Origin of the sequence: Halopseudomonas litoralis (genome assembly GCF_900105005.1) — a bacterium.
GTDB lineage: Bacteria > Pseudomonadota > Gammaproteobacteria > Pseudomonadales > Pseudomonadaceae > Halopseudomonas > Halopseudomonas litoralis.
On sequence record NZ_LT629748.1, the window covers coordinates 3,093,555 to 3,114,101 of the forward strand.

General features: G+C 59.6%; 17 protein-coding genes and 1 pseudogene. 12 read left to right on the forward strand and 6 right to left on the reverse strand.

Features of this window, described 5'->3' with window-relative positions; translation table 11 throughout:
• The first annotated feature begins 20 nt into the window (after positions 1–20).
• The 6 genes from BLU11_RS14815 to BLU11_RS14840 all read left to right on the forward strand — a co-directional run bounded on the left by BLU11_RS14815 (position 21) and on the right by BLU11_RS14840 (position 5,072).
• Positions 21–1,157: an ABC transporter ATP-binding protein gene (locus tag BLU11_RS14815; protein WP_090274680.1), complete on the forward strand. Its 1,137-nt coding sequence runs from the start codon at positions 21–23 to the stop codon at positions 1,155–1,157.
• Entirely contained in the window at positions 1,154–2,065 is a 912-nt protein-coding gene (locus tag BLU11_RS14820) for an ABC transporter permease subunit (protein WP_090274682.1), read from the forward strand. The genes BLU11_RS14815 and BLU11_RS14820 overlap by 4 nt, the downstream gene beginning before the upstream one ends.
• Complete coding sequence (locus tag BLU11_RS14825) at positions 2,062–2,907, forward strand: ABC transporter permease subunit (RefSeq protein WP_090274684.1); 846 nt, start codon at positions 2,062–2,064, stop codon at positions 2,905–2,907. Before BLU11_RS14820 ends, BLU11_RS14825 begins: the two co-directional genes overlap by 4 nt.
• Positions 2,908–2,960: 53 nt before the next feature.
• Complete coding sequence (locus BLU11_RS19315) at positions 2,961–3,371, forward strand: hypothetical protein (protein ID WP_157718698.1); 411 nt, start codon at positions 2,961–2,963, stop codon at positions 3,369–3,371.
• Positions 3,368–3,859 carry a DUF4334 domain-containing protein gene (locus BLU11_RS14835; protein ID WP_090274689.1) on the forward strand — a complete coding sequence of 164 codons (492 nt, stop codon included), beginning with the start codon at positions 3,368–3,370 and terminating at the stop codon, positions 3,857–3,859. Before BLU11_RS19315 ends, BLU11_RS14835 begins: the two co-directional genes overlap by 4 nt.
• 88 nt (positions 3,860–3,947) lie before the next feature.
• A complete protein-coding gene (locus BLU11_RS14840; protein ID WP_090274692.1) occupies positions 3,948–5,072 on the forward strand; it encodes an aminotransferase class V-fold PLP-dependent enzyme in 1,125 nt (374 codons plus the stop codon).
• 15 nt (positions 5,073–5,087) lie between these two features.
• Here BLU11_RS14840 and BLU11_RS14845 read toward each other — a convergent pair whose 3' ends face one another.
• Together BLU11_RS14845 and BLU11_RS14850 are read right to left on the reverse strand one after the other, a co-directional pair.
• A complete protein-coding gene (locus BLU11_RS14845) occupies positions 5,088–5,798 on the reverse strand; it encodes a VC0807 family protein (RefSeq protein WP_090274694.1) in 711 nt (236 codons plus the stop codon).
• 89 nt (positions 5,799–5,887) lie between these two features.
• Entirely contained in the window at positions 5,888–6,868 is a 981-nt protein-coding gene (locus BLU11_RS14850) for a calcium/sodium antiporter (protein WP_090274696.1), read from the reverse strand.
• A gap of 228 nt (positions 6,869–7,096) precedes the next feature.
• On the opposite strand from BLU11_RS14850, the gene BLU11_RS14855 reads away from it, so the two are divergent.
• Positions 7,097–8,659, forward strand: a complete 1,563-nt coding sequence (locus BLU11_RS14855) for a methyl-accepting chemotaxis protein (protein ID WP_090276542.1) — start codon at positions 7,097–7,099, stop codon at positions 8,657–8,659.
• Positions 8,660–8,743: 84 nt separating this feature from the next.
• Positions 8,744–10,650: pseudogene (locus BLU11_RS14860) on the forward strand (methyl-accepting chemotaxis protein).
• Between the two features lie 75 nt (positions 10,651–10,725).
• Here BLU11_RS14860 and BLU11_RS14865 read toward each other — a convergent pair.
• The gene (locus BLU11_RS14865) at positions 10,726–12,426 is read right to left on the reverse strand and encodes a long-chain-fatty-acid--CoA ligase (protein ID WP_090274698.1); all 1,701 of its coding nucleotides are present in this window, start codon (positions 12,424–12,426) and stop codon (positions 10,726–10,728) included.
• 286 nt (positions 12,427–12,712) lie between these two features.
• On the opposite strand from BLU11_RS14865, the gene BLU11_RS14870 reads away from it, so the two are divergent.
• Positions 12,713–13,201 carry a DUF3015 domain-containing protein gene (locus tag BLU11_RS14870; RefSeq protein ID WP_090274700.1) on the forward strand — a complete coding sequence of 163 codons (489 nt, stop codon included), beginning with the start codon at positions 12,713–12,715 and terminating at the stop codon, positions 13,199–13,201.
• 89 nt (positions 13,202–13,290) lie between these two features.
• Complete coding sequence (locus BLU11_RS14875; RefSeq protein ID WP_090274702.1) at positions 13,291–15,147, forward strand: Lnb N-terminal periplasmic domain-containing protein; 1,857 nt, start codon at positions 13,291–13,293, stop codon at positions 15,145–15,147.
• Here BLU11_RS14875 and BLU11_RS14880 read toward each other — a convergent pair.
• The 3 genes from BLU11_RS14880 to BLU11_RS14890 all read right to left on the reverse strand — a co-directional run bounded on the left by BLU11_RS14880 (position 15,141) and on the right by BLU11_RS14890 (position 18,177).
• The gene (locus tag BLU11_RS14880; protein ID WP_090274704.1) at positions 15,141–16,232 is read right to left on the reverse strand and encodes a 3-deoxy-7-phosphoheptulonate synthase; all 1,092 of its coding nucleotides are present in this window, start codon (positions 16,230–16,232) and stop codon (positions 15,141–15,143) included. The genes BLU11_RS14875 and BLU11_RS14880 overlap by 7 nt on opposite strands.
• Before the next feature lie 521 nt (positions 16,233–16,753).
• Positions 16,754–17,674 (reverse strand): SPFH domain-containing protein, encoded by a 921-nt coding sequence (locus BLU11_RS14885; protein WP_090274706.1) that lies wholly within the window; start codon positions 17,672–17,674, stop codon positions 16,754–16,756.
• A 29-nt stretch (positions 17,675–17,703) separates the two neighbouring features.
• Entirely contained in the window at positions 17,704–18,177 is a 474-nt protein-coding gene (locus BLU11_RS14890; RefSeq protein ID WP_090274708.1) for an NfeD family protein, read from the reverse strand.
• 368 nt (positions 18,178–18,545) lie between these two features.
• On the opposite strand from BLU11_RS14890, the gene BLU11_RS14895 reads away from it, so the two are divergent.
• Positions 18,546–19,493 carry a triacylglycerol lipase gene (locus BLU11_RS14895; RefSeq protein ID WP_090274710.1) on the forward strand — a complete coding sequence of 316 codons (948 nt, stop codon included), beginning with the start codon at positions 18,546–18,548 and terminating at the stop codon, positions 19,491–19,493.
• Between the two features lie 76 nt (positions 19,494–19,569).
• Positions 19,570–20,544, forward strand: a complete 975-nt coding sequence (locus tag BLU11_RS14900; RefSeq protein WP_090274712.1) for a lipase secretion chaperone — start codon at positions 19,570–19,572, stop codon at positions 20,542–20,544.
• Positions 20,545–20,547: the final 3 nt, after the last annotated feature.

The following is a 20,547-nucleotide window of genomic DNA, read 5'->3' on the forward strand; positions in this document are numbered from 1 at the left end:
CAATCTGACAGGAGAGTTATATGGTGGGTGCCGCAGGGGCCATGAAACAGGCCATGGCCAAGGCCGAGCCGGTGGAGTTCGTCAAGATCGAGCGCGTCAGCAAGCAATTCGATGATGCGCTTGCAGTGGATGACGTGACACTGACCATCAACCGGGGCGAAATCTTCGCCCTGCTCGGCGGCTCCGGCTCGGGCAAATCGACCCTGCTGCGGATTCTGGCCGGCTTCGAAACGCCCAGCGAAGGCCGGGTGCTGCTTGATGGCCAGAACATCACCGCCCTGCCGCCGCACAAGCGGCCCATCAACATGATGTTCCAGTCCTACGCCCTGTTCCCGCATATGACTGTGGAGCAGAACATTGCTTTTGGGCTGAAGCAGGACAAGCTGAGCAACACCGAAATCAGCGAACGCGTTGCGGAAATGCTCAAGTTGGTACACATGGCCAAGTATGCCAAGCGCAAACCCCACCAGCTGTCCGGCGGCCAGCGACAGCGCGTGGCTTTGGCTCGCTCGCTGGCCAAGCGACCGAAACTGCTGCTGCTCGATGAGCCCATGGGCGCGCTGGACAAGAAGCTGCGCTCACAGATGCAATTGGAGCTGGTAGAGATCATCGAGCGCGTCGGCGTGACCTGCATCATGGTCACCCACGATCAGGAAGAAGCCATGACCATGGCCCAGCGTATTGCCATCATGGATCAGGGCTGGATTGTCCAGGTGGGCACGCCCATGGATATTTATGAAAGCCCGGTGAATCGGCATGTCGCCGAATTCGTCGGCAGTGTGAATATCTTTGAAGGCGAGATCGTCGCCGACATGGATGATCACGTGATCATCGAGTGTCCGCAACTGGATCGGCAGATTTATCTGGGCCACGGCGTAACCACCCGCGCTGAAGACAAGAGCGCGATCTATGCACTGCGCCCGGAAAAAGTCTTCGTTACCACCGAACAACCCGAGCAGCCATATAACTGGGCCCATGGCGAGGTGCATGACATCGCCTATCTCGGCGGCCACTCGGTGTATTACATCAAGCTCGACAGCGGCAAGATGGTGCAGGCGTTCTTCGCCAACTCCGAACGCCGTTTGCCGCGCCCGACCTGGGAGGATAAGGTCTACGTGAGCTGGGACGACGACGGCGGCGTGGTATTGCCGTCATGAGCTGGCATTTGCGCAAGCACCTGCGCCTGCCCAGCGGTAAGGCTCTGGTCATCAGCATCCCCTATCTGTGGATGTTCCTGTTCTTCCTGCTGCCCTTTGTCATCGTGCTGAAGATCAGCTTCTCGCAGGCGGCCATTGCCATTCCGCCCTACGAGGCGATCTTCCAGTATGCCGACCAGGCACTGACCGTTGTCCTGAACCTGGGCAACTACATCTTTCTCACTCAGGACAGCCTGTACTATGCGGCCTACCTGAGCTCCTTGAAGATCGCGCTGGTCACCACCCTGGTGTGCCTGGGGCTCGGCTATCCCATGGCTCTGGCCATCGCCCGCGCACCGCGTGAGCGGCAGTTGATCTATCTGCTGCTGATCATGATGCCTACCTGGACTGCGATCCTGATCCGGGTCTACGCCTGGATGGGCATCCTCAGTAATAGCGGCCTGCTCAATTCAACCCTGATGTCACTGGGGCTGATCGAGGCGCCACTGCAGATTCTCAACACCAACACAGCGGTCTATATCGGTCTGGTGTATGCCTACCTGCCCTTCATGGTGCTGCCGCTGTATGCCAACCTGGTCAAACATGACCAGACGCTGCTGGAAGCGGCATTGGATCTCGGGGCGGGACGTATCAAGGCGTTCTGGAAGGTGACCGTACCGTTGTCACGGGCCGGCATCATCGCCGGCAGCATGCTGGTGTTCATTCCCGTGGTCGGTGAATTCGTGGTGCCGGAGCTGTTGGGCGGCCCCGAAACCCTGATGATCGGCAAGGTGCTGTGGCAGGAGTTCTTCAACAACCGTGACTGGCCGGTGGCCTCGGCACTGGCGATAGTGATGCTGGCATTGCTGCTGATCCCGATCACCCTGTTCCACTACAATCAGGCCCGGGAAATGGAGAAGAACGCATGAGGCGCCCTGACTTCTCCAGCATGGTGCTGTGGCTGGGCCTGCTGTTCATCTACCTGCCGATGGTCATCCTGGTGATCTATTCGTTCAACGCCTCCCGACTGGTCACCGTCTGGGGTGGCTGGTCGGTGCACTGGTATGTCGGGCTGCTGGACAACTCCCAGCTGATGGGCGCGGTCAAACGCAGTCTGCAGATCGCCTTCTACACGGCGACCGCTGCGGTGGCACTGGGAACCTTCGCGGCCTTCGCCATGACTCGTTTCAAGCGCTTTCGCGGACGAACCCTGTTCTCCGGCATGGTCACCGCCCCCCTGGTCATGCCGGAGGTGATTACCGGGCTGTCACTGCTGCTGCTGTTCGTGGCGCTGGCACAGATTCTGGAAACGCTGTTTGGCGTGCTGTTTGATCGCGGCATGCTGACCATCTGGATTGCCCATACCACCTTCTCGGTGGCCTATGTCGCCATTGTCGTCAGCAGCCGCCTGGGCGAGCTGGATCAGTCCATCGAAGAGGCCGCGCTGGATCTCGGGGCACCGCCGTGGAAGACCTTTCTGCAGATCACCGTGCCGATGATCGCGCCGTCGATCCTCGCCGGCTGGCTGCTGGCCTTCACCCTGTCGCTGGATGACCTGGTATTGGCCAGCTTCGTATCCGGACCTGGTTCAACCACCCTGCCGATGGAGATTTTCTCGGCTGTGCGTCTCGGGGTTAAACCGGAGATCAACGCCATCGCCAGTGTCATCCTCCTCGCCGTCTCGATGTTCACCCTGCTGATCTGGTTCATCGCCCGCCGCGCCGAGAAACGCAGCCGGATGTTGCCGTCTGGGGAAGAACTGGCTGGCTGAGGCATTGCAAGGAGTATTTATGGGAGCGGCTTTGGCCAAGAAGCTTTTCGGTCATGCCTAGTCGCAGCCAAGGCCGCTCCCACTACAGGGATCTCCGAGAGCTTAACCAGAACCTCCCGCCGCCCCATTCTCGCACTACCCCACACTGCCTCAAGGCCAGCTATACCCCCGGCCAGGGCGAGAAGCTGCCCGCCGGGACCTCGTTGGAAAAGGTCGCCGTCGACTGCGCCTCGTTCAAGGAGCTGACTTGCGAAGATGCCAGGTATGTGTTCCGTATCTGCGAAGCGGCCAACAGCAAGGAGTTCGATCCGCAGAACCTCTACTGGCGGGACAACATCTTCCTCGAGCGCTTCACCAACCCCGACGCCGGCAAGAACCGCAACCATCTGGTGATCGGTAACGCGCTGAAGCGGGGCACGGATCAAGGACAAGCGCAGCGCCATCCTCCAGGCGGCACTCAATGACTGCAACACTGGCCGCCCTCAGCCTGACCACCCTGCTTGCCGGGCCCAGTCTGGCCGCAGATACGGAACAGCAATGGCTGGAGATGATCGCCAGCGGTGAAGCCTATTCGGCGGACACCCTGGTGCCTCTGTTCAAACAACTCGAACCGGTGGATACCGACTTCATGGTCGGCACATGGAAGGGCGGCAAGTTCGACGGCGGCGCCGAGCCGGACCCGATCAACTGGTACGGCAAACGTTTCACCTCGACCACCGATGTCGAGCCGTTATTGGTAAACGATGCCGAGGGCGAGGTGATCACCCACGACCGGCTCGGCGCCGCACAGATGCGCCAGGTGGTGTTCGATGGGAAGGTATCGGCCGCGTTGATCTACGACAGCCAGCCGATCATGGATTACCTCCGCAAGGTCAACGAGGATGTGGTCATCGGCCTGGGCGACATCAAGGGCAAGCCTACCGATTTCTTTTTCTATCTGGTACGCGATTAAGCGGAGACTTGCAATCGACGAGCATTGGGATAGTGTTCCCGGAGCAGTTGGCATTTCCGCCCCTCTTCCATCACCAAGGAGATTTATCGTGTCCAGCCTCGTCCCCAGTATCGACCCTGACGGCCTGCTCGAATATTCCGTTGTGTTCACCGACCGCTCGCTGAATCACATGTCCGTCGAGTTCCAACAGGTCATGCGTGATATCTCGACCACGCTGAAGGACGTATATACCGCTGCCGGGGTCGCACTGGTACCGGGTGGCGGGACCTACGGCATGGAAGCCGTAGCGCGCCAGTTTGCCCGCAACCAGCGCTGCATGGTGCTGCGTAATGGCTGGTTCAGCTATCGCTGGTCGCAGATCTTTACCGCCACCGAGTTGCCCGCAGAGGAAATCGTGCTCAAGGCACAACAGCAGAGCAACAGTGATCAGGCTCCTTTTGCCCCCGCGCCGATCGATGAAGTGGTCGCAGCCATTCACCAACACAAACCTGATGTGGTCTTCGCCCCCCATGTGGAAACCGCTTCAGGCATCCTGCTGCCCGACGATTACCTACGGGCGGTCAGTGCAGCGGTTCATGAGGTGGGCGGTTTGTTCGTACTGGACTGCGTGGCGTCCGGCACGCTCTGGGTAGATATGCAGAACTGCGGTGTGGATGTGCTTATCAGCGCGCCGCAAAAAGGCTGGAGCGCTTCACCCTCCTGCGCACTGGTCATGTTCAGCCCGCTGGCACTGGAGCGTATCGAAAGCACCACCAGCAACAGCTTTGCCTGTGACCTGAAAAAGTGGCTGCAGATCATGCAGGCCTATGAAAATGGCGGTCATGCGTATCACGCCACCCTACCCACGGATGCACTGAAGAGCTTTCGCGACACCATGCTGGAAACCCGCGATTATGGTTTCGACAAGGTCAAGCAGGAGCAGTTGGCGCTGGGCCAGGCGGTGCGTGCACTGCTGCAGGAAAAAGGCTTTCACAGCGTCGCCGCCACAGGATTCGAAGCCCCCGGCGTGGTGGTCTGCTATACCACCGACGAGCGCATTCACAATGGCAGTGGCTTCATCAGCCAAGGGCTGCAGACAGCCAGCGGCGTACCGCTGATGTGCGACGAGCCAGCTGGTTTCAAGACCTTCCGTATCGGCCTGTTCGGATTGGACAAACTGCATGATCTGCAACGGACTGTGTCGCAGCTGGAACAGGCGCTGAAAGGGCTTTAAGCGCCCGTTCCAGCGCTACTTCTGCTGCGCGATGATCTCTTCCATCTTCAACCCGGTCAGACCATGGATGGTCCGCCACAGGTAGAACAGAATCGCCATCATCATGAGCATCGACGGAATGGCAATCATCGGGTAGCTGACCAGGGTCATACGGCCCAACTCGGCATTGAACGCCTCGGTGCCGGCCGGACTGACTACTATCCATTTGGCGACCATGTAGTTCATGAGCGATGAAAAAAAGAAGGTTCCAGCCAGAAAATAGGTGGCCTTCAACAACCGCTGCTCGAATATCTCACCCAACCCGCGTTCCTCCAGCCGTTCATCGACGCGCTGCACATTCAGCACCTTGTCGTTGTACAGCAGAGTGCGGATCAGCGGAAAACGCGTACGGGTGGAGAACAACACCGCCAGCCCAATGACACCGGGCACGGCGGCTTCCTTGACAGCCAGCCACTGCGGATCGAGCTCAAGCAGACCTATGCCACCCGTGAGAAAGACACTGATCACCCCGAGCACGGCGATGAAGTTGTATTTTCGATAACGGATCAGCTCGAACAATCCCCAACCCAGCGGGAATGCCAAGGCCAGGATCAGCGCCTTATGCGGCCCGAGGTGTGCCTCACCGCTGAATTTCATCAGTATCACCGACGGGAGGATGATGCTGACCAGCAGGTCGACCATGGGCCGCGGTTTGTGTTGCGGAGTATCGCGCAGAGCTTCGTTCATGATGTCGGAGTAATTCCCAAAGGCGTTGCACACATGATACACGCAGCGGTCGGCAGTTCAGTCCCGACCGACCAGTTGCATGCCCCCTCTCAGCCTGCCGCGTTCATCGCTGTCCACACCAGCAGCCCGGTATAACCACAGAAAGCCGCCAGCAGACCGGCGCCCTCCAACCGGTTGATGCGTCCCGGTCGGCCGCGCCAGGCGATACACATCAACAGCAATGCCACCGTCAGCCCCGCCATCAGTGCCCAGTCGCGGGTCAGTACTTCCGGAGCCACCTCCATCGGCCGAATGACAGCGGCAATACCGACCACCGCGAGCGTATTGAACAGGCCCGAGCCGATGATATTGCCCAACGCAAGATCATGCTCTTTCTTGCGGATGGCAGCCAGGGAGGATGCCAGCTCAGGCAGTGACGTACCCACCGCTACAATAGTCAGTCCGATGATAAGGTCACTCACGCCCAGATCGCTGGCGATGAAAACAGCTCCCCATACCAGCAGGCGGGAGCTGGCAACCAGCAGAACCAGCCCCAGCAGCAGCCATATCAAGGCGCGCCCGAGCGGCATGGTGTCGGCCAGATACTCCTTGCGAATTTCCTCGGATACCACCTCGTCACGGCTGCGCATGCCATCGCGGACGGACCAGGCCATAAGCAGCACAAAGACCACCAGCAGCACGATACCATCGGCGCGGCTGATCTCACCGTCGAAAACCTGCCAACCCGCCAGAGCAGTGATCCCCAGCAGAATCGGCATCTCCCGCCGAGCCACACGGGCGTGAGCAGTGATCGGACTGATCAATGCGACCAGGCCGATGATCAGCGCGATATTGGTGATATTCGAGCCCCAGGCATTGCCCAAGGCGATACCTGAGTTGCCTTGCAGTGATGACAGCACCGATACCGACAGCTCTGGTGCGGAGGTACCGAAACCGATGATCAGCATGCCAATCAGCAGTGGCGGCACACCACCATGCACGGCAGCGGCAGAGGCACCTTCAACGAACCGGTCGGCACTCCAGACCAGCAGAACCAGCCCGACAACAATGGCAACGAGTGCAAGCAGCATAATATCCAGTCCCGGAATCAATAGAATCGACAAGTATGAGTTAAAGTTTTTCCCACCGCCAGCCGATACAATTCCCGATTCCTATAAAAACCACATCTGCCTGCCGCTTTTTCAACAGCGGCGGACAGGCTGTCTTTTTCTCTTTTTCATTCGAGGTCCGTTTTGACGCTATTGAAGTCTTCTCTACGCGCGCAGAATCTGACACTGCTCATTGGCAGCCTGGTGCTGATGCTGGCCGTGGCGCTGGTCGGCGTACTCACCCTGGCTCAGGATCTGCGCAGCTATCGCCTGTTGATGGAAGGTCCACAGACCACTGCCAATCTGACCAATGAGACCAACCTGACTTTCAAGACCCAAGTGCAGGAATGGAAGAACGTGCTGCTGCGCGGCAGCAAACAGTCAGACCTTGATCGTTACTGGCAACAGTTCCAAGACAGCGAACAACACGTACAGTCCTTGTTGAGCCAGATCATCGAGCAGGAGCTGCCGCAGGTATTCCACGAGCGAGTGGTGTCGCTGCAAAAGGAGCACCGAGGGCTTGGCGAGAATTACCGCGACGGCCTGCAACGCTTCATGGCCGCCGGGCGCGATCCCGTGGCGGGCGACAATCTGGTGCGCGGCATCGATCGCGCAACCAGCGAACAACTGGAGCAACTGGTCGTAGAGATCAACCAGCATGTTGCCAGCGAAGTGCAGCACATCCGCACAGCGACCCTGCGAACCGTCTGGCTCTCGGTTCTGGTCATGGTCGGTGCTGCACTGCTGATCGGTGGCCTGGCCAGCTGGCTGATCAGCCGGCAGTTGGTCAACCCTATTACCCACCTGATCCGGCAGATAGAAAAACTGAGCCAGGGCCGCTTTGATGAACAGATCATCAGCAAACGTCAGGACGAGCTGGGCGTGCTGGCCCGGGCCGCTAACCAGCTGCGCAGCTTTCTAGCGGAAACCGCGGCGGGACTGAAACACACCACCGATGAACTCGACCGCGCCAGCGGCGGGCTGAATACCGTCGCCACCCGGATGACCCACGGCAGCCGTGAGCAATTCAGCCGCACCGACCAGGTCGCCACCGCGATGCAGGAAATGTCCGCCACGGCTGCTGAAGTGGCACGCTATGCCGCCGACGCATCCGGGGCAGCAGATGCCGCCGACACAAGCGCCCGTGACGGTCGCCAGGTGATGGCCGAGACCATCGATTCCATGCAGACGCTGCTACAGGAAATCCAGCATACCGCCGACGTCATCCAGCAGCTGGAAGGCGACAGCCGGCGGATCGGCAAGGTACTGGAGGTCATTCAGAGCATCGCCGACCAGACCAACCTGCTGGCCTTGAACGCCGCCATCGAAGCCGCCCGCGCCGGTGAGGCCGGACGCGGTTTCGCAGTAGTGGCCGATGAAGTGCGCACCCTGGCCCAACGTACCAGCGAATCGACGGCAGAAATCCAGAGCATCATCAATAGCGTACAGAATGGTGCAGAGGAAGCTGGCAAGGCCATCGTCGCGGGCAAGAACCGCAGCGACACCAGCATGCAGCAGGTCACCCTGGCCGGCGACAGCCTACAGCAGATCGCCATGGCCGTGGAATCCATCCGCGACATGAACCGCCAGATCGCCACCGCCGCCGAGGAGCAGACCAGCGTATCCGAGGATATTTCCCGCAACATCACCGAGATCACCGAAATCGCCGCGACCAATCAGCAGGACGTGGATCACACCGCACAAGCCAGCGCTACCCTGCATGAGCTATCGACCGAGCTCAATCGCCTGGCTGCCCGGCTGAAGCATGAATGAATAAGGCAACACCTGCCGTTCCCTGGCTTCACAAGAACAACAACCAGCTACCCACCAATACCCGTTACACCTGGAGAGAAATACATGAAAGGCTGGTTTGACAACCTCAGTGTCAACTTGAAGCTCGGCTTGGGCTTCGGCCTGGTTCTGCTGTTTACCTTACCCTGTCGCTGACTGCCTGGCAGAGTCTGGGCACATTGATTGAAGATGGAAAGCGAGCCGGCGATCTCGCCAGACTAGAGAATGCCTTGAGCAAGCTACGTATCACCCGCATGCAATATCTGGCGGCCAACGGTGACGAGGCCATAGCTTCCCAGGTCCAGGGTATGCTGGACGCTTTTGGTGCAGAACAACGGCGACTGGTAAACGAGCTGGCGCATGCAACGGACCGGGATATGGCCCAGCCATTGCCGGGAATCATCGACGACTATCAACGCTCGTTGAACAACATGCATGCCGCGTTCAACAGCCGCAATGCCGCCTTGCAGGAGATGAATCAGCAGGCTAGCCAGATGGTCGCCTCGCTCGATGAGCTTGAGCGTGCAGCGGCACAAAGCGAAGACCCTCTGTTGATTCAGGCTGCTGATGCGTTCAGCGACAGCTTCACCCAACTGCGCTTCAATATTCGCCTGGTCATGACCGAGGGCAGCGCCGAGGCTCAGCAAGCACTGGAGCGTGCCGTGGAAACCACCTCGGCAGCTATCGGGCGAATCGAGAGACAGCCTTTGGGCGGTCGACCAGGTGCGGTAAATCAGGCGAAGCAAATATTGGCAGCTTACCTGGCGCAACAGGAGCGTTTCGAGGCCGGCACCAGACAGATTGCCCAGGCGCGCAAGGAAAATGCCGTCCAGGGCGCCGACATCATGCGCATAACAGAGCAATTGAGACAGGCACAGTTGCAACGTGGCGATGAACAGGCAACAGCAACCCGCAGCCTGCAAGTCATCGTCACGCTCCTGGCCCTGTTGGTGGGCAGTGTGAGTGCTGTGCTGATCACCCGGCAAATCACCCGCCCCCTCAACGACACGCTTCAGTCCTTGCAGCGCATCGCTGACGGCGACTTGGCTCAAAGCCCGCCAGTCACTCGCCGCGACGAGTTCGGCGCTTTGCAGCTGGGCGTGCAAAGTATGGCTGATAATCTGCGTGAGCTGATTGGTGGCATTCGCGACAGCGTGACGCAGATCGCCAGTGCCGCCGAGGAGCTGTCAGCGGTGACCGAGCAAACCCGAGTCGGCGTCAACAGCCAGAAAGAGGAAACCGATCAGGTCGCCACCGCTATGCAGGAAATGTCCGCCACTGTGCATGAGGTGGCGCGTAATGCCGAACAGGCATCCCAAGCTGCAACCGGTGCCGACGGAGAAGCACGCAATGGTGACAAGGTAGTGAACGAGGCCATCAGCCAGATCGAACGTCTCGCCGAAGAAGTCGCCCGTTCGACCGAAGCCATGGAATTACTGAAACAGGAAAGCAGCAAGATCGGCACCGTCATGGACGTGATCAAGACAGTCGCCGATCAGACCAACCTGCTGGCCTTGAACGCCGCCATCGAAGCAGCCCGCGCGGGCGAAGCCGGACGCGGCTTTGCCGTCGTTGCTGATGAAGTGCGCTCACTGGCGCAACGCACACAGCAGTCCACCGAGGAAATCGAGGCACTGGTGGCTGCCGTGCACAGCGGCACCCAGCAGGTAGCCAGCCGGCTGACCAGCAGCCATGCGCTGGCTGGCAGCAGTGTCGAACTGACCCGCACAGCGGGTACGGCGCTGAGCAGTATTACCGAGAGCGTGTCCAACATCCAGTCGATGAACCAGCAGATCGCCGCGGCGGCCGAGCAGCAAAGTGCGGTAGCCGAGGAGATCAGTCGCAGTGTGGTCAACGTTCGCGACGTAGCCGAGCAGAGTGCCACCGGCAGCGATCAGACAGCCGCCTCCAGCATTGAGCTGGCACGATTGGGTAATGAACTGCAGGTGATGGTCAGCCGGTTCCAGGTATAACCCCCCTCAGCAGATCACCGGGCGCGAAGCAGTCGAACTGCCACGCGCCCGGCAATGATCCTGTTTGCGCGCGGCTTATGCCGGCGCGCACTGCCGTTTCTGTCGCTCCTCCTCTACCAGCTCCTTCTTCGACAGCTTGCCCACCGGCGTACGCGGCAGGGCATCACGGATTTCCATGGCGGCCAGACGTTCGTGCTTGCCCAGGCGCGTCGCGAGGAAGTTCTGCAGGGTGGCAAAATCGAAGGGCTCGGCGCCGGTCCGCAGCTTGATGAAGGCCTTGGGCGCCTGACCGCGATAGGCATCCTCAACGCCGATCACCGAGACCTCCTCGACCGCCGGGTGCTCGTAGATGGCCTCCTCGATCATGCGCGGATAGACGTTGTAGCCGCTGCACAGGATCATGTCCTTGGTGCGGTCGACGATATAGACCCATCCCTCCTCGTCCATGTAACCGATATCTCCCGTGCGCAGGAAGCCATCGGCAGTCATCGCCTCGGCAGTGGCGTCTGGGCGCTGCCAATAACCTGCAGTCACATTCAACCCGGCAATACAGACTTCACCATGCTCTCCCGCCGGCAGCGCGCCCGGCGAGCCATCCAGAGGCGCAATGCGAATCTGTGCGCCGGGTACCGGGATGCCGCAGGAACCAGGGCGCGCTGGCGCATCGCGCGGTGTGAAGGTGCCCGTGGTGGTCGTCTCGGTCATGCCCCAGCCCTCGCGCAGGGCGCAACCAGCCACCTGTTGGTAACGCTGCTGCACTTCCAGCGGCAAGGGTGCGCCGCCTGAGTTGCACAACTTGAGCGAGGTCAGATCCAGTTTGGCGGCCAGCGGATGCGCCAGCAGACCGATGAACATGGTCGGTACGCCGGGGAAGGTAGTGATGCGGCTCTGGTGAATTTCCTGCAGTACACTTTCGGCATCGAAGCGCGGATGCAGATAGACCTCGGCGGCCATACGCAGACTGAACAGCATATTGATCATCAGCGCATAAATATGGAATGGCGGCAGCACCGCCAGCACCCGCTCCTGCCCCATCTGCAGCGACTCATCCAGAATCGCCTGCAACTGCGCGCAGCTGGCGGTGAGGTTGGCATGGGTCAACATTGCCCCTTTGGGCGCGCCGGTGGTGCCGCCGGTGTATTGCAACACGGCCAGGGAGTCGGCCGGATCGTTGATCGGCCAGGAGGTGAAGTTACCTTCGTTATCCAGCAGGCTGGCAAAGGAATGGCAGTCCTGGTCGAATGTTACCTCTACCGATGGCCCGAGCTGCGCTGCCTGCGCGTCGCTTGCCGCATCGCAGAACTCCGTGAAACTGCCGACTATCAAGGTCTGCAGGCCGCTGATCTGGCACAGGCTGGCCATCTGCGGATACAGACTTGCCAGATCCAGCGTCACCATCAGTGTGGTCTGGCTGTCATGGATCTTCTGCGTGAGGGTGCGTTCGGCGTCCAGCGGCGAGTAATTCACCACGGTCCCACCGGCACGCAGCACACCGAGAAAGGCAATGAAGTAATGCGGTGTGTTCGGCAGGTACAGTCCCACATGCACACCCGGGCGCACTCCCAGCCGCTGAAACCCGCAGGCCGCGCGGCGCACCAGCGCATCCAGCTGCCGATAGCTGATTCTGCTACCGAGAAAGTTGATTGCCGGATGCTCGGGGAAATCAGCAACCGCCTTGTCCAGCAATGCCCAGACCGGACCGGTTGCCAGGCTGGTATCCCAGCGCATGCTGTCGGGGTAGGAGTCCAGCCAACGTAATTCTGCATTCGCACTCATGACACGCCTCCTGGGGGCTTTTTGTAATTATTGATCTCCTGACGTTAGTCCCGAGCAGCTGTCCTGCAAAGGCAAATCCAGCCTGTATATACGCGGCCATAGATTGCAGCATGGCTCACCGAGTACGCAGAATGATGGCCATACGATTGTGTGATCGCCCTTCCATACTGGACATTTCCGGCTCTGCAGGGCGCTACCCCGCCGATATACAACCGTAATCAAATTGCAATAAGCCAGGCGGGTTGCTAAATTTCAACCTCTCCTTAAATCAGAACGGATAAACATCATGAAACGGATCCTCCTCGGCTCTCTGCTTGCTGCTGCCTCTCTCAATGCCTTCGCCACCGCTCCGGGCGGTCCGGGCTGCGGCTGGGGCAACATGTTGTTCGAAGGCCAGCGCGGCCTGCCCTCCCACCTGGTAGCGTCCATCACCAATGGCACCTCGGGCAATGCCACCTTCGGCATGACCTCAGGCACCAACGGCTGCGATACCAGCGGCGCTCTGGCCTACAACGGCAAATCGATGATCGTGCTGAGCAGCATCATCAACGAACTGTCCGAAGACATGGCGCGCGGTGAAGGTGAAGCCCTGACGACCTACGCTGTAGTTCTGGGTGTAGAAGCGCAGGATCGTGATCACTTTGCTGCCGTGACCAGCCAGCACTTCAATGAGATCTTCAGCTCCGCCGACGTGACTGCCGAGCAGGTTCATGCTGCTACCCTGGCCGTTCTGAAGAACGACGCAGTACTGGCGAAGTACGCCGAACAGGTCTGAGCCTGGCGTTGATATCCGAGGTCGGCGTTCCGTCGGCCCCGGGCATTTCCCTGCATCATCTGGTGCCCCGTCCTCCATCGCGGTCTCGCATGTCCATACGCTTGTTCCCCCTGTTGCTGAGCATGCTCGGCATTGCCGTACAGGCGGCTCCGCACCCCGATGCGGCAACGCTGCAGAAACTCGCCACAGATCCGTACTGGGTCGCACTCGGTCACTATGAACAGCAGACCTTCGGCGGCTGGCGCAGCTACGTTGATGATGCGGACTTCTTCCTGGCAGCCAATGGCGAACGCTCACCGCTGGCCGAACTGACTGCGACCCTTGACGCCGTCTATGCCGACCCACAACAGGCCGACAGCCATCCGCAATGCCGCTTCCCATCGCGCACCCGCTGGCTGCGGCAGCAGCTGCAACTGGATGACCTGCCCGCAGTAACCTGCGCCGAATTTGATACCTGGTATGCCGATATCAACCCGCATACCACCATACTGGTATTCCCTGATGCCTACCTGAACAGTCCATCATCCATGTTCGGGCACACCCTGCTGCGTATTGACTCGGCTGATGCAGCAGGCAGTGGCACCGCACTACTCAGTTACGCGCTGAACTTCGGTGCCATGATTGAAGACATGGACAACAGTATTCTCTATGCCTGGAAAGGCCTGGCCGGCGGATACCCTGGGCAGTTCGCCCTGTTGCCCTACCGGGAAAAGATCAGTGAATACAGCAGCCTGGAAAACCGCGACCTGTGGGAATACCGCCTCGATCTGACACCCGAAGAAACCGGGCGCATGATCGAACACGTCTGGGAGCTGCGGCAGGTTCGTTTCGACTACTTCTTCTTTGACGAAAACTGCTCGTACCGCCTGCTCGAACTGTTGGAAATCGCCCGGCCCGGCCTGAAACTGATCGACCAGTTCCCGCTGACGGCCATCCCCGCTGATACCGTGCGCGCGGTAAAGGATGCCGGCCTGATAAAGGATATAAACTACCGCCCGTCGCGGGAGAAGGAGTTGCTGGCCCGCGCGGCGCCGCTGAATCCTGCAGAGTTGAGCTGGGCACAGGCACTCGCCGCCGATGATGAGGCTCTCAACGACAATGCTTTCGCGGCACTGCCCACGGAGCGCCAGTCGCTGATTCAGGAAACCGCCTACCGGCTGCTGCGCTATCAGGCGGCCGGCCAGGAGCGTGATGTCGACAGTGCAACGCGCAGTTACCGGCTGCTGCAGGCAATCAATCAGAACCCGCCACCGCGGCTGGAAATGGACATCCCGGCGCTGCCGGAGGATGGCCACGAATCCCGCACCTGGCAGTTAGCCGTAGGCAGTCAGGAACACCGCGCCTTTGCCGAATATGGCCTGCGCATGGCCTACCACGATCTGAATGACAACCTCTCCGGCTTCCCACTGGGAGCACAGATCGAACTGGGCAAGCTCAGAGTACGACAGTACGAGGGCAATCATTGGCAACTGGAGGAGCTCGGATTGGTCGGCATTCGTTCGCTGACGCCGAGAACCCAACTGCTCAAGCCTTGGTCATGGCAAGTCCGCGCCGGGCTGGAGCGAGTGTCTGGCGCGGAGGGCGATCGGCCTTTGGTGGGCTATCTGGACGGTGGCGGTGGCTTTACCTGGCCATTGGGCAACAACCTGCTGACTTATGCGCTGGCCACGGTACGCATTGAGCAAAACAATGACTTTGCTACAGCGCTGAGCCCCGCCGCCGGATTCGACAGCGGCCTGCTCTGGCGCAATGCAGCCGGCAACCTGTTACTGGAAGCCCAGGCAGACTACTTTCATAACGGTGAAGTGCGCCGCCGGCTGGCGCTGACCCAGCAACTGGAACTGGGCCGCAACCTCGGCCTGCGTCTCAGCGCAACACGCGACTTCAGTCACCTTGGCGCAGCGCAGAACGAAGTCAGCCTGCAACTGCGCTGGTATCACTACTGACGCAGACGCTCGGCGGCATCGCGCAGCAACTGCTCGGTGCCGGCCCAGCCCAGGCAACCATCAGTAATGGATACCCCGTACTGCAACTCACCGGACAACGGCTGACTGCCGTCGAACAAATGACTTTCCAACATCACCGCGCGCAGGTTGCTGTCTCCCGCCAGCCGCTGGTCAATGACATTCTGCAGTACCGCAGGCTGACGCAGCGGATCCTTGCCGCTGTTGGCGTGGCTGCAGTCGACCATGATGCTGGGCTGGATGCCGGCTTTGCTCAGGGCGACCTTCGCCGCGGCCACACTGGCAGCATCGAAGTTGGGCCCCTGATTACCGCCACGCAGTACCAGATGGGTATCCGGGTTACCTGCCGTTTCCACCAATGCCGGACGACCCAGGTCGTCCATGCCGAAATGCTGATGGGGATGGGCCGCTGAGCGCATCGCATCAATGGCAATGCCCATACTGCCGTCGGTGCCGTTCTTGAAACCAACCGCCATGTCCAATCCGCTGACCAACTCCCGGTGCACCTGCGACTCGCTGGTGCGCGCACCGATGGCCGCCCAGCCCAGCAGGTCATCCACGTAACCCGCTGCCAGCGGCTGCAACAGTTCGCTGGCCAGTGGCAAACCCAGCTCGATCATCTGCAACATCAACCTGCGAGACAGCTCCAGTCCAGCAGCCATATCGCCACTGCCATCCAGCTGCGGGTCATAGACCAGACCTTTCCAGCCAACCGTGGTGCGGGGCTTCTCGATATAGGCGCGCATCACCAGCAGCATCTGATCCTGCACCTGTGGCGCCAGCTCCGCCAGCCGCCGAGCATAATCCAGCGCAGCGTCGGCATCATGAATCGAGCAGGGACCCACCACCACCAGCAGACGTGAGTCATGACCATCAAGAATATTACGGATAGCCTGGCGCTGAGCCTGAATCTGCTCGGCTTGCAGTGCATTCAGTGGCAGACGCTGGCGTAGAACCGCTGGGGTCGGCAGCGGCCGGGTGCGACGCTGGATGGGCTGAGTGAGGTTCTGTGCCGACTCGATGCTGGGCACAAGAGAAAGCTGCAGGGCGGATACGGAAGAGTTCATCAATATGTCCTTAGCCGCGCGGTTCATGCCGCGCGGCGTTCTATCGTGTTAATCGAAGTAATGTCTGGTTGTCCTGGGCACGACCACTAAATCGCCAGCTGCAGTAACGGTAGGAGTAGTTGAAGTAGTTGTTCATGTCTGAATCCTCTGTATGTCTGGCCTTGATGGCTGAAAAAACAAAACCCCCGATCGGATGGCCGACCGGGGGTTTCTGATTAGTGCGGTGGGCGGCCCGTTCTGAGTGGGCCGCCCGATGGATATCAGGCCAGCCCGTGGCTAAACCAATATCCATAAAAATAAGCGGAAACACCCGAGTCGACAACACACGCAGCAGACGACACGGCGCTTGCCGGGGTGCCTTGATGCTGAATGGATGTGATGACTGACATGGGTCTCTCCGTTTGAACTGCATTTAACTTACTGCATTCACTGACACTGTTCAACTCTGACTTGCAAAGCATGGCAGAAACGTATGACGGTCAGGTGACACTATGCAGCAGATAGATACACCCCGCACCTGATCACTGCTTCACCGTATCCAGCGTTTTGGTAATGGCCGCCACCGCTGCGCCAATGTTGCTCAGCTCCGCAGGCAGGATCATGGTGTTGTTGGTCTTGGCCAATTTGCCGAATTCGGTGACGTACTGCTCGGCTACGCGCAACGCCACCGCGTCCTTGCCGCCGGGCATGGTGATGGCGTCGGCGACCAGGCGCAGCCCATCGGCGGTAGCCTGGGCTACCAGCTCGATCTGCCGGGCCTTACCTTCAGCCTCGTTGATCTGGCGCTCCTTGTCAGCAATGGACAGGTTGATGGTTTCCTGCTTGATCCCTTCAGAGACATTGATCTTGGCTTCCCGCTCGCCTTCGGACTGAGCCACCACCGCGCGGCGTTCCCGCTCGGCGCGCATCTGTTTCTCCAGTGCATCGAGGATGGTCGCAGGCAATTCGATATCTGCTATCTCATAGCGCATCACCTTCACACCCCAGGGCCGCGCCGCCTCATCCAGCGCCTGCACCACCTGAATATTGATGGCCTCACGCTCCTCAAAGGTCTTGTCCAGATCAATCTTGCCGATCACCGACCGCAGCGTGGTCTGAGCCAGCTGCGTGGCGGCGAAACGGTAGTTGGTGATGCCGTAGCTGGCGGCCTTGGGATCCACCACCTGCAGATAGATCACCCCGTTGACCACCACCTGGATATTGTCCTTGGTGACACAGGCCTGACGATCCACGTCGATGGCCTCTTCCTTCATGGTGTGGCGATAGGCGATGCGATCAACAAAGGGGATCAGCAGATGAAAGCCGGCCTCCAGTGTCTTGGCATATTTACCCAGTCGCTCAACCACGAAGGCCGAGCGCTGCGGCACGATCTGCGCGGTTTTGGCGATGGCGATGACGATAAACACCAGCAGCGCCAGTGACAGCATTGTTGCGATTTCCATTGCGACTTACTCCGTTGTTGGTAATGGGTTCAGGAAGCTTGATAGGGTCGTGAGGCACTGACACGCAACACTATGCCGTTGATGCCCACCACCCAGGCGGTATCACCGGTGCGCAGTGGCTCATTGGATTCGGCATCCCATTTGGCGCCATTGAGTTGCACGTCCCCGGTGCCGCCAACAAAGTCGGTCATTACCGTCACCCGGTTGCCCAGCACCCCGACATCATCCAGATCAGTCTGAGACCTGCCCCCGACGCTGCCGCGCAGCCAGCGCGTACACCGCCGGCGCAGGCCAAACAGAGCAACCAGACTGAAAGCACCGAAACAAAATAGTTGTACCGCCAGACTCTCAATCACGCCGGTCAGCGTCAACACGCCAACTGCCAGTGCGCCCAGCCCAAAGAAGACCGCAATCACACCAGGCACAAAGAACTCGGAAATCAGCAATGCGAAACCGAGTAAGAGCCAGAAGGGATATCCATTGAGAAAGCTGTTCAATAACATCGGCCTCATCCTTGTAGTGCCCACGCCGGGGCTTCAGGGCGCCAGATTAACAGATCGGCTGCGTAAAGCGGTACGGCCTGACATGTTGTGATGCAAATCCCGATGTCAGCCAAAAGCCATCAACCCTACCGCTCGTCGGATAAGCTCAGTGAATGAAATTGCTCCAGAGCCGTTGACTTACGGGTCGCCCTGCGGCCGCGCAGTCTGTTTATTGTGGCACTCGCCGCTGCTCGGCGTGATAACTATGCTCAGCCTGTCTCTGTCAGGCACCTGCTGAATACACAACCCCCGTCTCGCAGCATATATTCGAGTCGCGCCTGCGCAGTCAGAGCCAACAATCACAAAAACAACAGGCCGAAGGTAACAATATGAAGAAGAATCGCCTCTCACTGGCGTTGGGGCTAGTCGCAGCGCTGGGCGCCGTCAGCCAGACTCAGGCTTCCTGGTTCAGCTCCTCCGATTACACGCAAACCCATTACCCCATAGTGCTCGCCCACGGCATGCTCGGCTGGGACAATATGCTGGGTATTGATTACTGGCACGGCATCCCCCAAGCGTTGCGCAAGGATGGCGCCAGCGTCTATATCACCGAGGTCAGCCAGCTGGACACCTCGGAGGCGCGGGGCGAGCAACTGCTGGAGCAGGTCGAGGAGATCGTCGCCATTTCCGGCAAGGCCAAGGTCAATCTGTTCGGCCACAGTCACGGTGGTCCGACCATCCGCTATGTCGCCGCAGTACGACCCGACCTGATCGCCTCGGTGACCAGTATAGGTGCACCACACAAGGGCTCGGCATTGGGTGACTTCATCCGTCAGGTTCCGGAGAACTCTGCCGGCGAGGCGCTGCTGGCCAGCTTGGTGAATGCGGCCGGCAAGCTGATCAACTTTCTCTCCGATAGTCCGATAGACACGCCAATGAATTCGCTGGGCTCGCTGGAATCGCTGAACTCGGAAGGCGCGGCGCGCTTCAACGCCAAATTCCCACAGGGCATTCCCACCAGCGCCTGCGGTGAGGGTGATTATCAGGTCAATGGCGTGCGCTACTATTCCTGGAGCGGCACCAGTCCTTCGACCAATATCCTCGATCCATCTGACCTCATGATGACCGTGGCCGCCATGACCTTTCCCAAAGGTGAGGCCAACGACGGCATGGTCGGCCGCTGCAGCTCGCGCCTGGGCATGGTCATTCGCGATGACTATCGGATGAACCATCTGGATGAAGTGAACCAGTTTTTCGGTCTTACCAGTATTTTCGAGACCGACCCGGTCACTGTCTATCGGCAGCAGGCCAACCGGCTGAAGAAGGCCGGTCTCTAAGCCCTGTCCCTATTTCATCGCCAATCACGCCGGCCCGGCAACGGGCCGGCATCATCCGCCTGACGGTAGTCGTTGAATGAAAGCACTCATCTATCTTCCCCTTCTGGGCAGCGCTCTGTTGCTTGGCTGGTATATAACTATGGACAGCGGTCCGGTAACAACACCGCCGGTCCTCAGCAATAAAAACGCGGAACCTGTCGCCCCCGTGGCGCAGCTGCATCAGCGCACCGAGTCACCCAAGCCCAGCCGGCCGCTCCCGGCCAGCGTGCGTGGTACCGAAGTGGACGGCCAACTGGAAGTGGATGCTGCGGGCAACCTGCTGATCAGCAACCAGACCCGCCATCTGTTCGATTACTTCCTGAGCCTGATCGGCGAAGAAAACTCAACCGTCACGCATCAGCGCATTCGCAATCACCTGGCGCAGCAACTATCGCAACCCGCCCTGGGGCAAGCGCTGGAGCTGTTGGAAAGCTATCTCGACTATCAACAACAGCTGGCCGAACTGGAAAGTCATTTTCCGGTAACCGAGAGCCTGCATGATCTGTTCGCCCGTGAACAGGCAGTCCAGCGCCTGCGCGCCACGCTGTTCGATCGCGAGACCCACGCTGCGTTCTTCGCTGGCGAAGAGATCTATAACAACTTCACGCTGGAACGGCTGGCGATCCACCGCGACAGCAGTCTGGATGAGCAGCAGCAAGCCTTGGCCACAGAAGCCCTGCGTGAAAGCCTGCCGGAGGAAATGCAACAGCTACTGGTACCACAGATACATCAGGACCTGCGCCAGCAGACCCGAGAGCTATTGGCAGCAGGAGCGGACCATGGAGAGATTCGTCAATTACGTATGCAGATGCTCGGGCCGGAGGCCACCGAACGGCTGGAAGCACTGGACCAGCGCCGGGCACAATGGCAGCAGCGGGTGACCAGCTTCAATCAGGAGCGCGAAGTCATCCTCGACCAGCCGGGGCTGGCGGACATCGACAGGCAGGCTGCGGTGAACGCCCTGCTTGAAGAGCAGTTCACCGAGACAGAGCGATTACGACTTGTAAACTGACAG

Coding starts and splice junctions, on each gene's coding strand:
- BLU11_RS14885 (WP_090274706.1), bottom strand. CDS start 17,674: ATGGAAATCGCAACAATGCTGTCACTGGCGCTGCTGGTGTTTATCGTC.
- BLU11_RS14875 (WP_090274702.1), top strand. CDS start 13,291: ATGTCCATACGCTTGTTCCCCCTGTTGCTGAGCATGCTCGGCATTGCC.
- BLU11_RS14880 (WP_090274704.1), bottom strand. CDS start 16,232: ATGAACTCTTCCGTATCCGCCCTGCAGCTTTCTCTTGTGCCCAGCATC.
- BLU11_RS14850 (WP_090274696.1), bottom strand. CDS start 6,868: ATGCTGCTTGCACTCGTTGCCATTGTTGTCGGGCTGGTTCTGCTGGTC.
- BLU11_RS14890 (WP_090274708.1), bottom strand. CDS start 18,177: ATGTTATTGAACAGCTTTCTCAATGGATATCCCTTCTGGCTCTTACTC.
- BLU11_RS14820 (WP_090274682.1), top strand. CDS start 1,154: ATGAGCTGGCATTTGCGCAAGCACCTGCGCCTGCCCAGCGGTAAGGCT.
- BLU11_RS14900 (WP_090274712.1), top strand. CDS start 19,570: ATGAAAGCACTCATCTATCTTCCCCTTCTGGGCAGCGCTCTGTTGCTT.
- BLU11_RS14825 (WP_090274684.1), top strand. CDS start 2,062: ATGAGGCGCCCTGACTTCTCCAGCATGGTGCTGTGGCTGGGCCTGCTG.
- BLU11_RS14855 (WP_090276542.1), top strand. CDS start 7,097: ATGCTGGCCGTGGCGCTGGTCGGCGTACTCACCCTGGCTCAGGATCTG.
- BLU11_RS14835 (WP_090274689.1), top strand. CDS start 3,368: ATGACTGCAACACTGGCCGCCCTCAGCCTGACCACCCTGCTTGCCGGG.
- BLU11_RS14870 (WP_090274700.1), top strand. CDS start 12,713: ATGAAACGGATCCTCCTCGGCTCTCTGCTTGCTGCTGCCTCTCTCAAT.
- BLU11_RS19315 (WP_157718698.1), top strand. CDS start 2,961: ATGCCTAGTCGCAGCCAAGGCCGCTCCCACTACAGGGATCTCCGAGAG.
- BLU11_RS14895 (WP_090274710.1), top strand. CDS start 18,546: ATGAAGAAGAATCGCCTCTCACTGGCGTTGGGGCTAGTCGCAGCGCTG.
- BLU11_RS14845 (WP_090274694.1), bottom strand. CDS start 5,798: ATGAACGAAGCTCTGCGCGATACTCCGCAACACAAACCGCGGCCCATG.
- BLU11_RS14815 (WP_090274680.1), top strand. CDS start 21: ATGGTGGGTGCCGCAGGGGCCATGAAACAGGCCATGGCCAAGGCCGAG.
- BLU11_RS14865 (WP_090274698.1), bottom strand. CDS start 12,426: ATGAGTGCGAATGCAGAATTACGTTGGCTGGACTCCTACCCCGACAGC.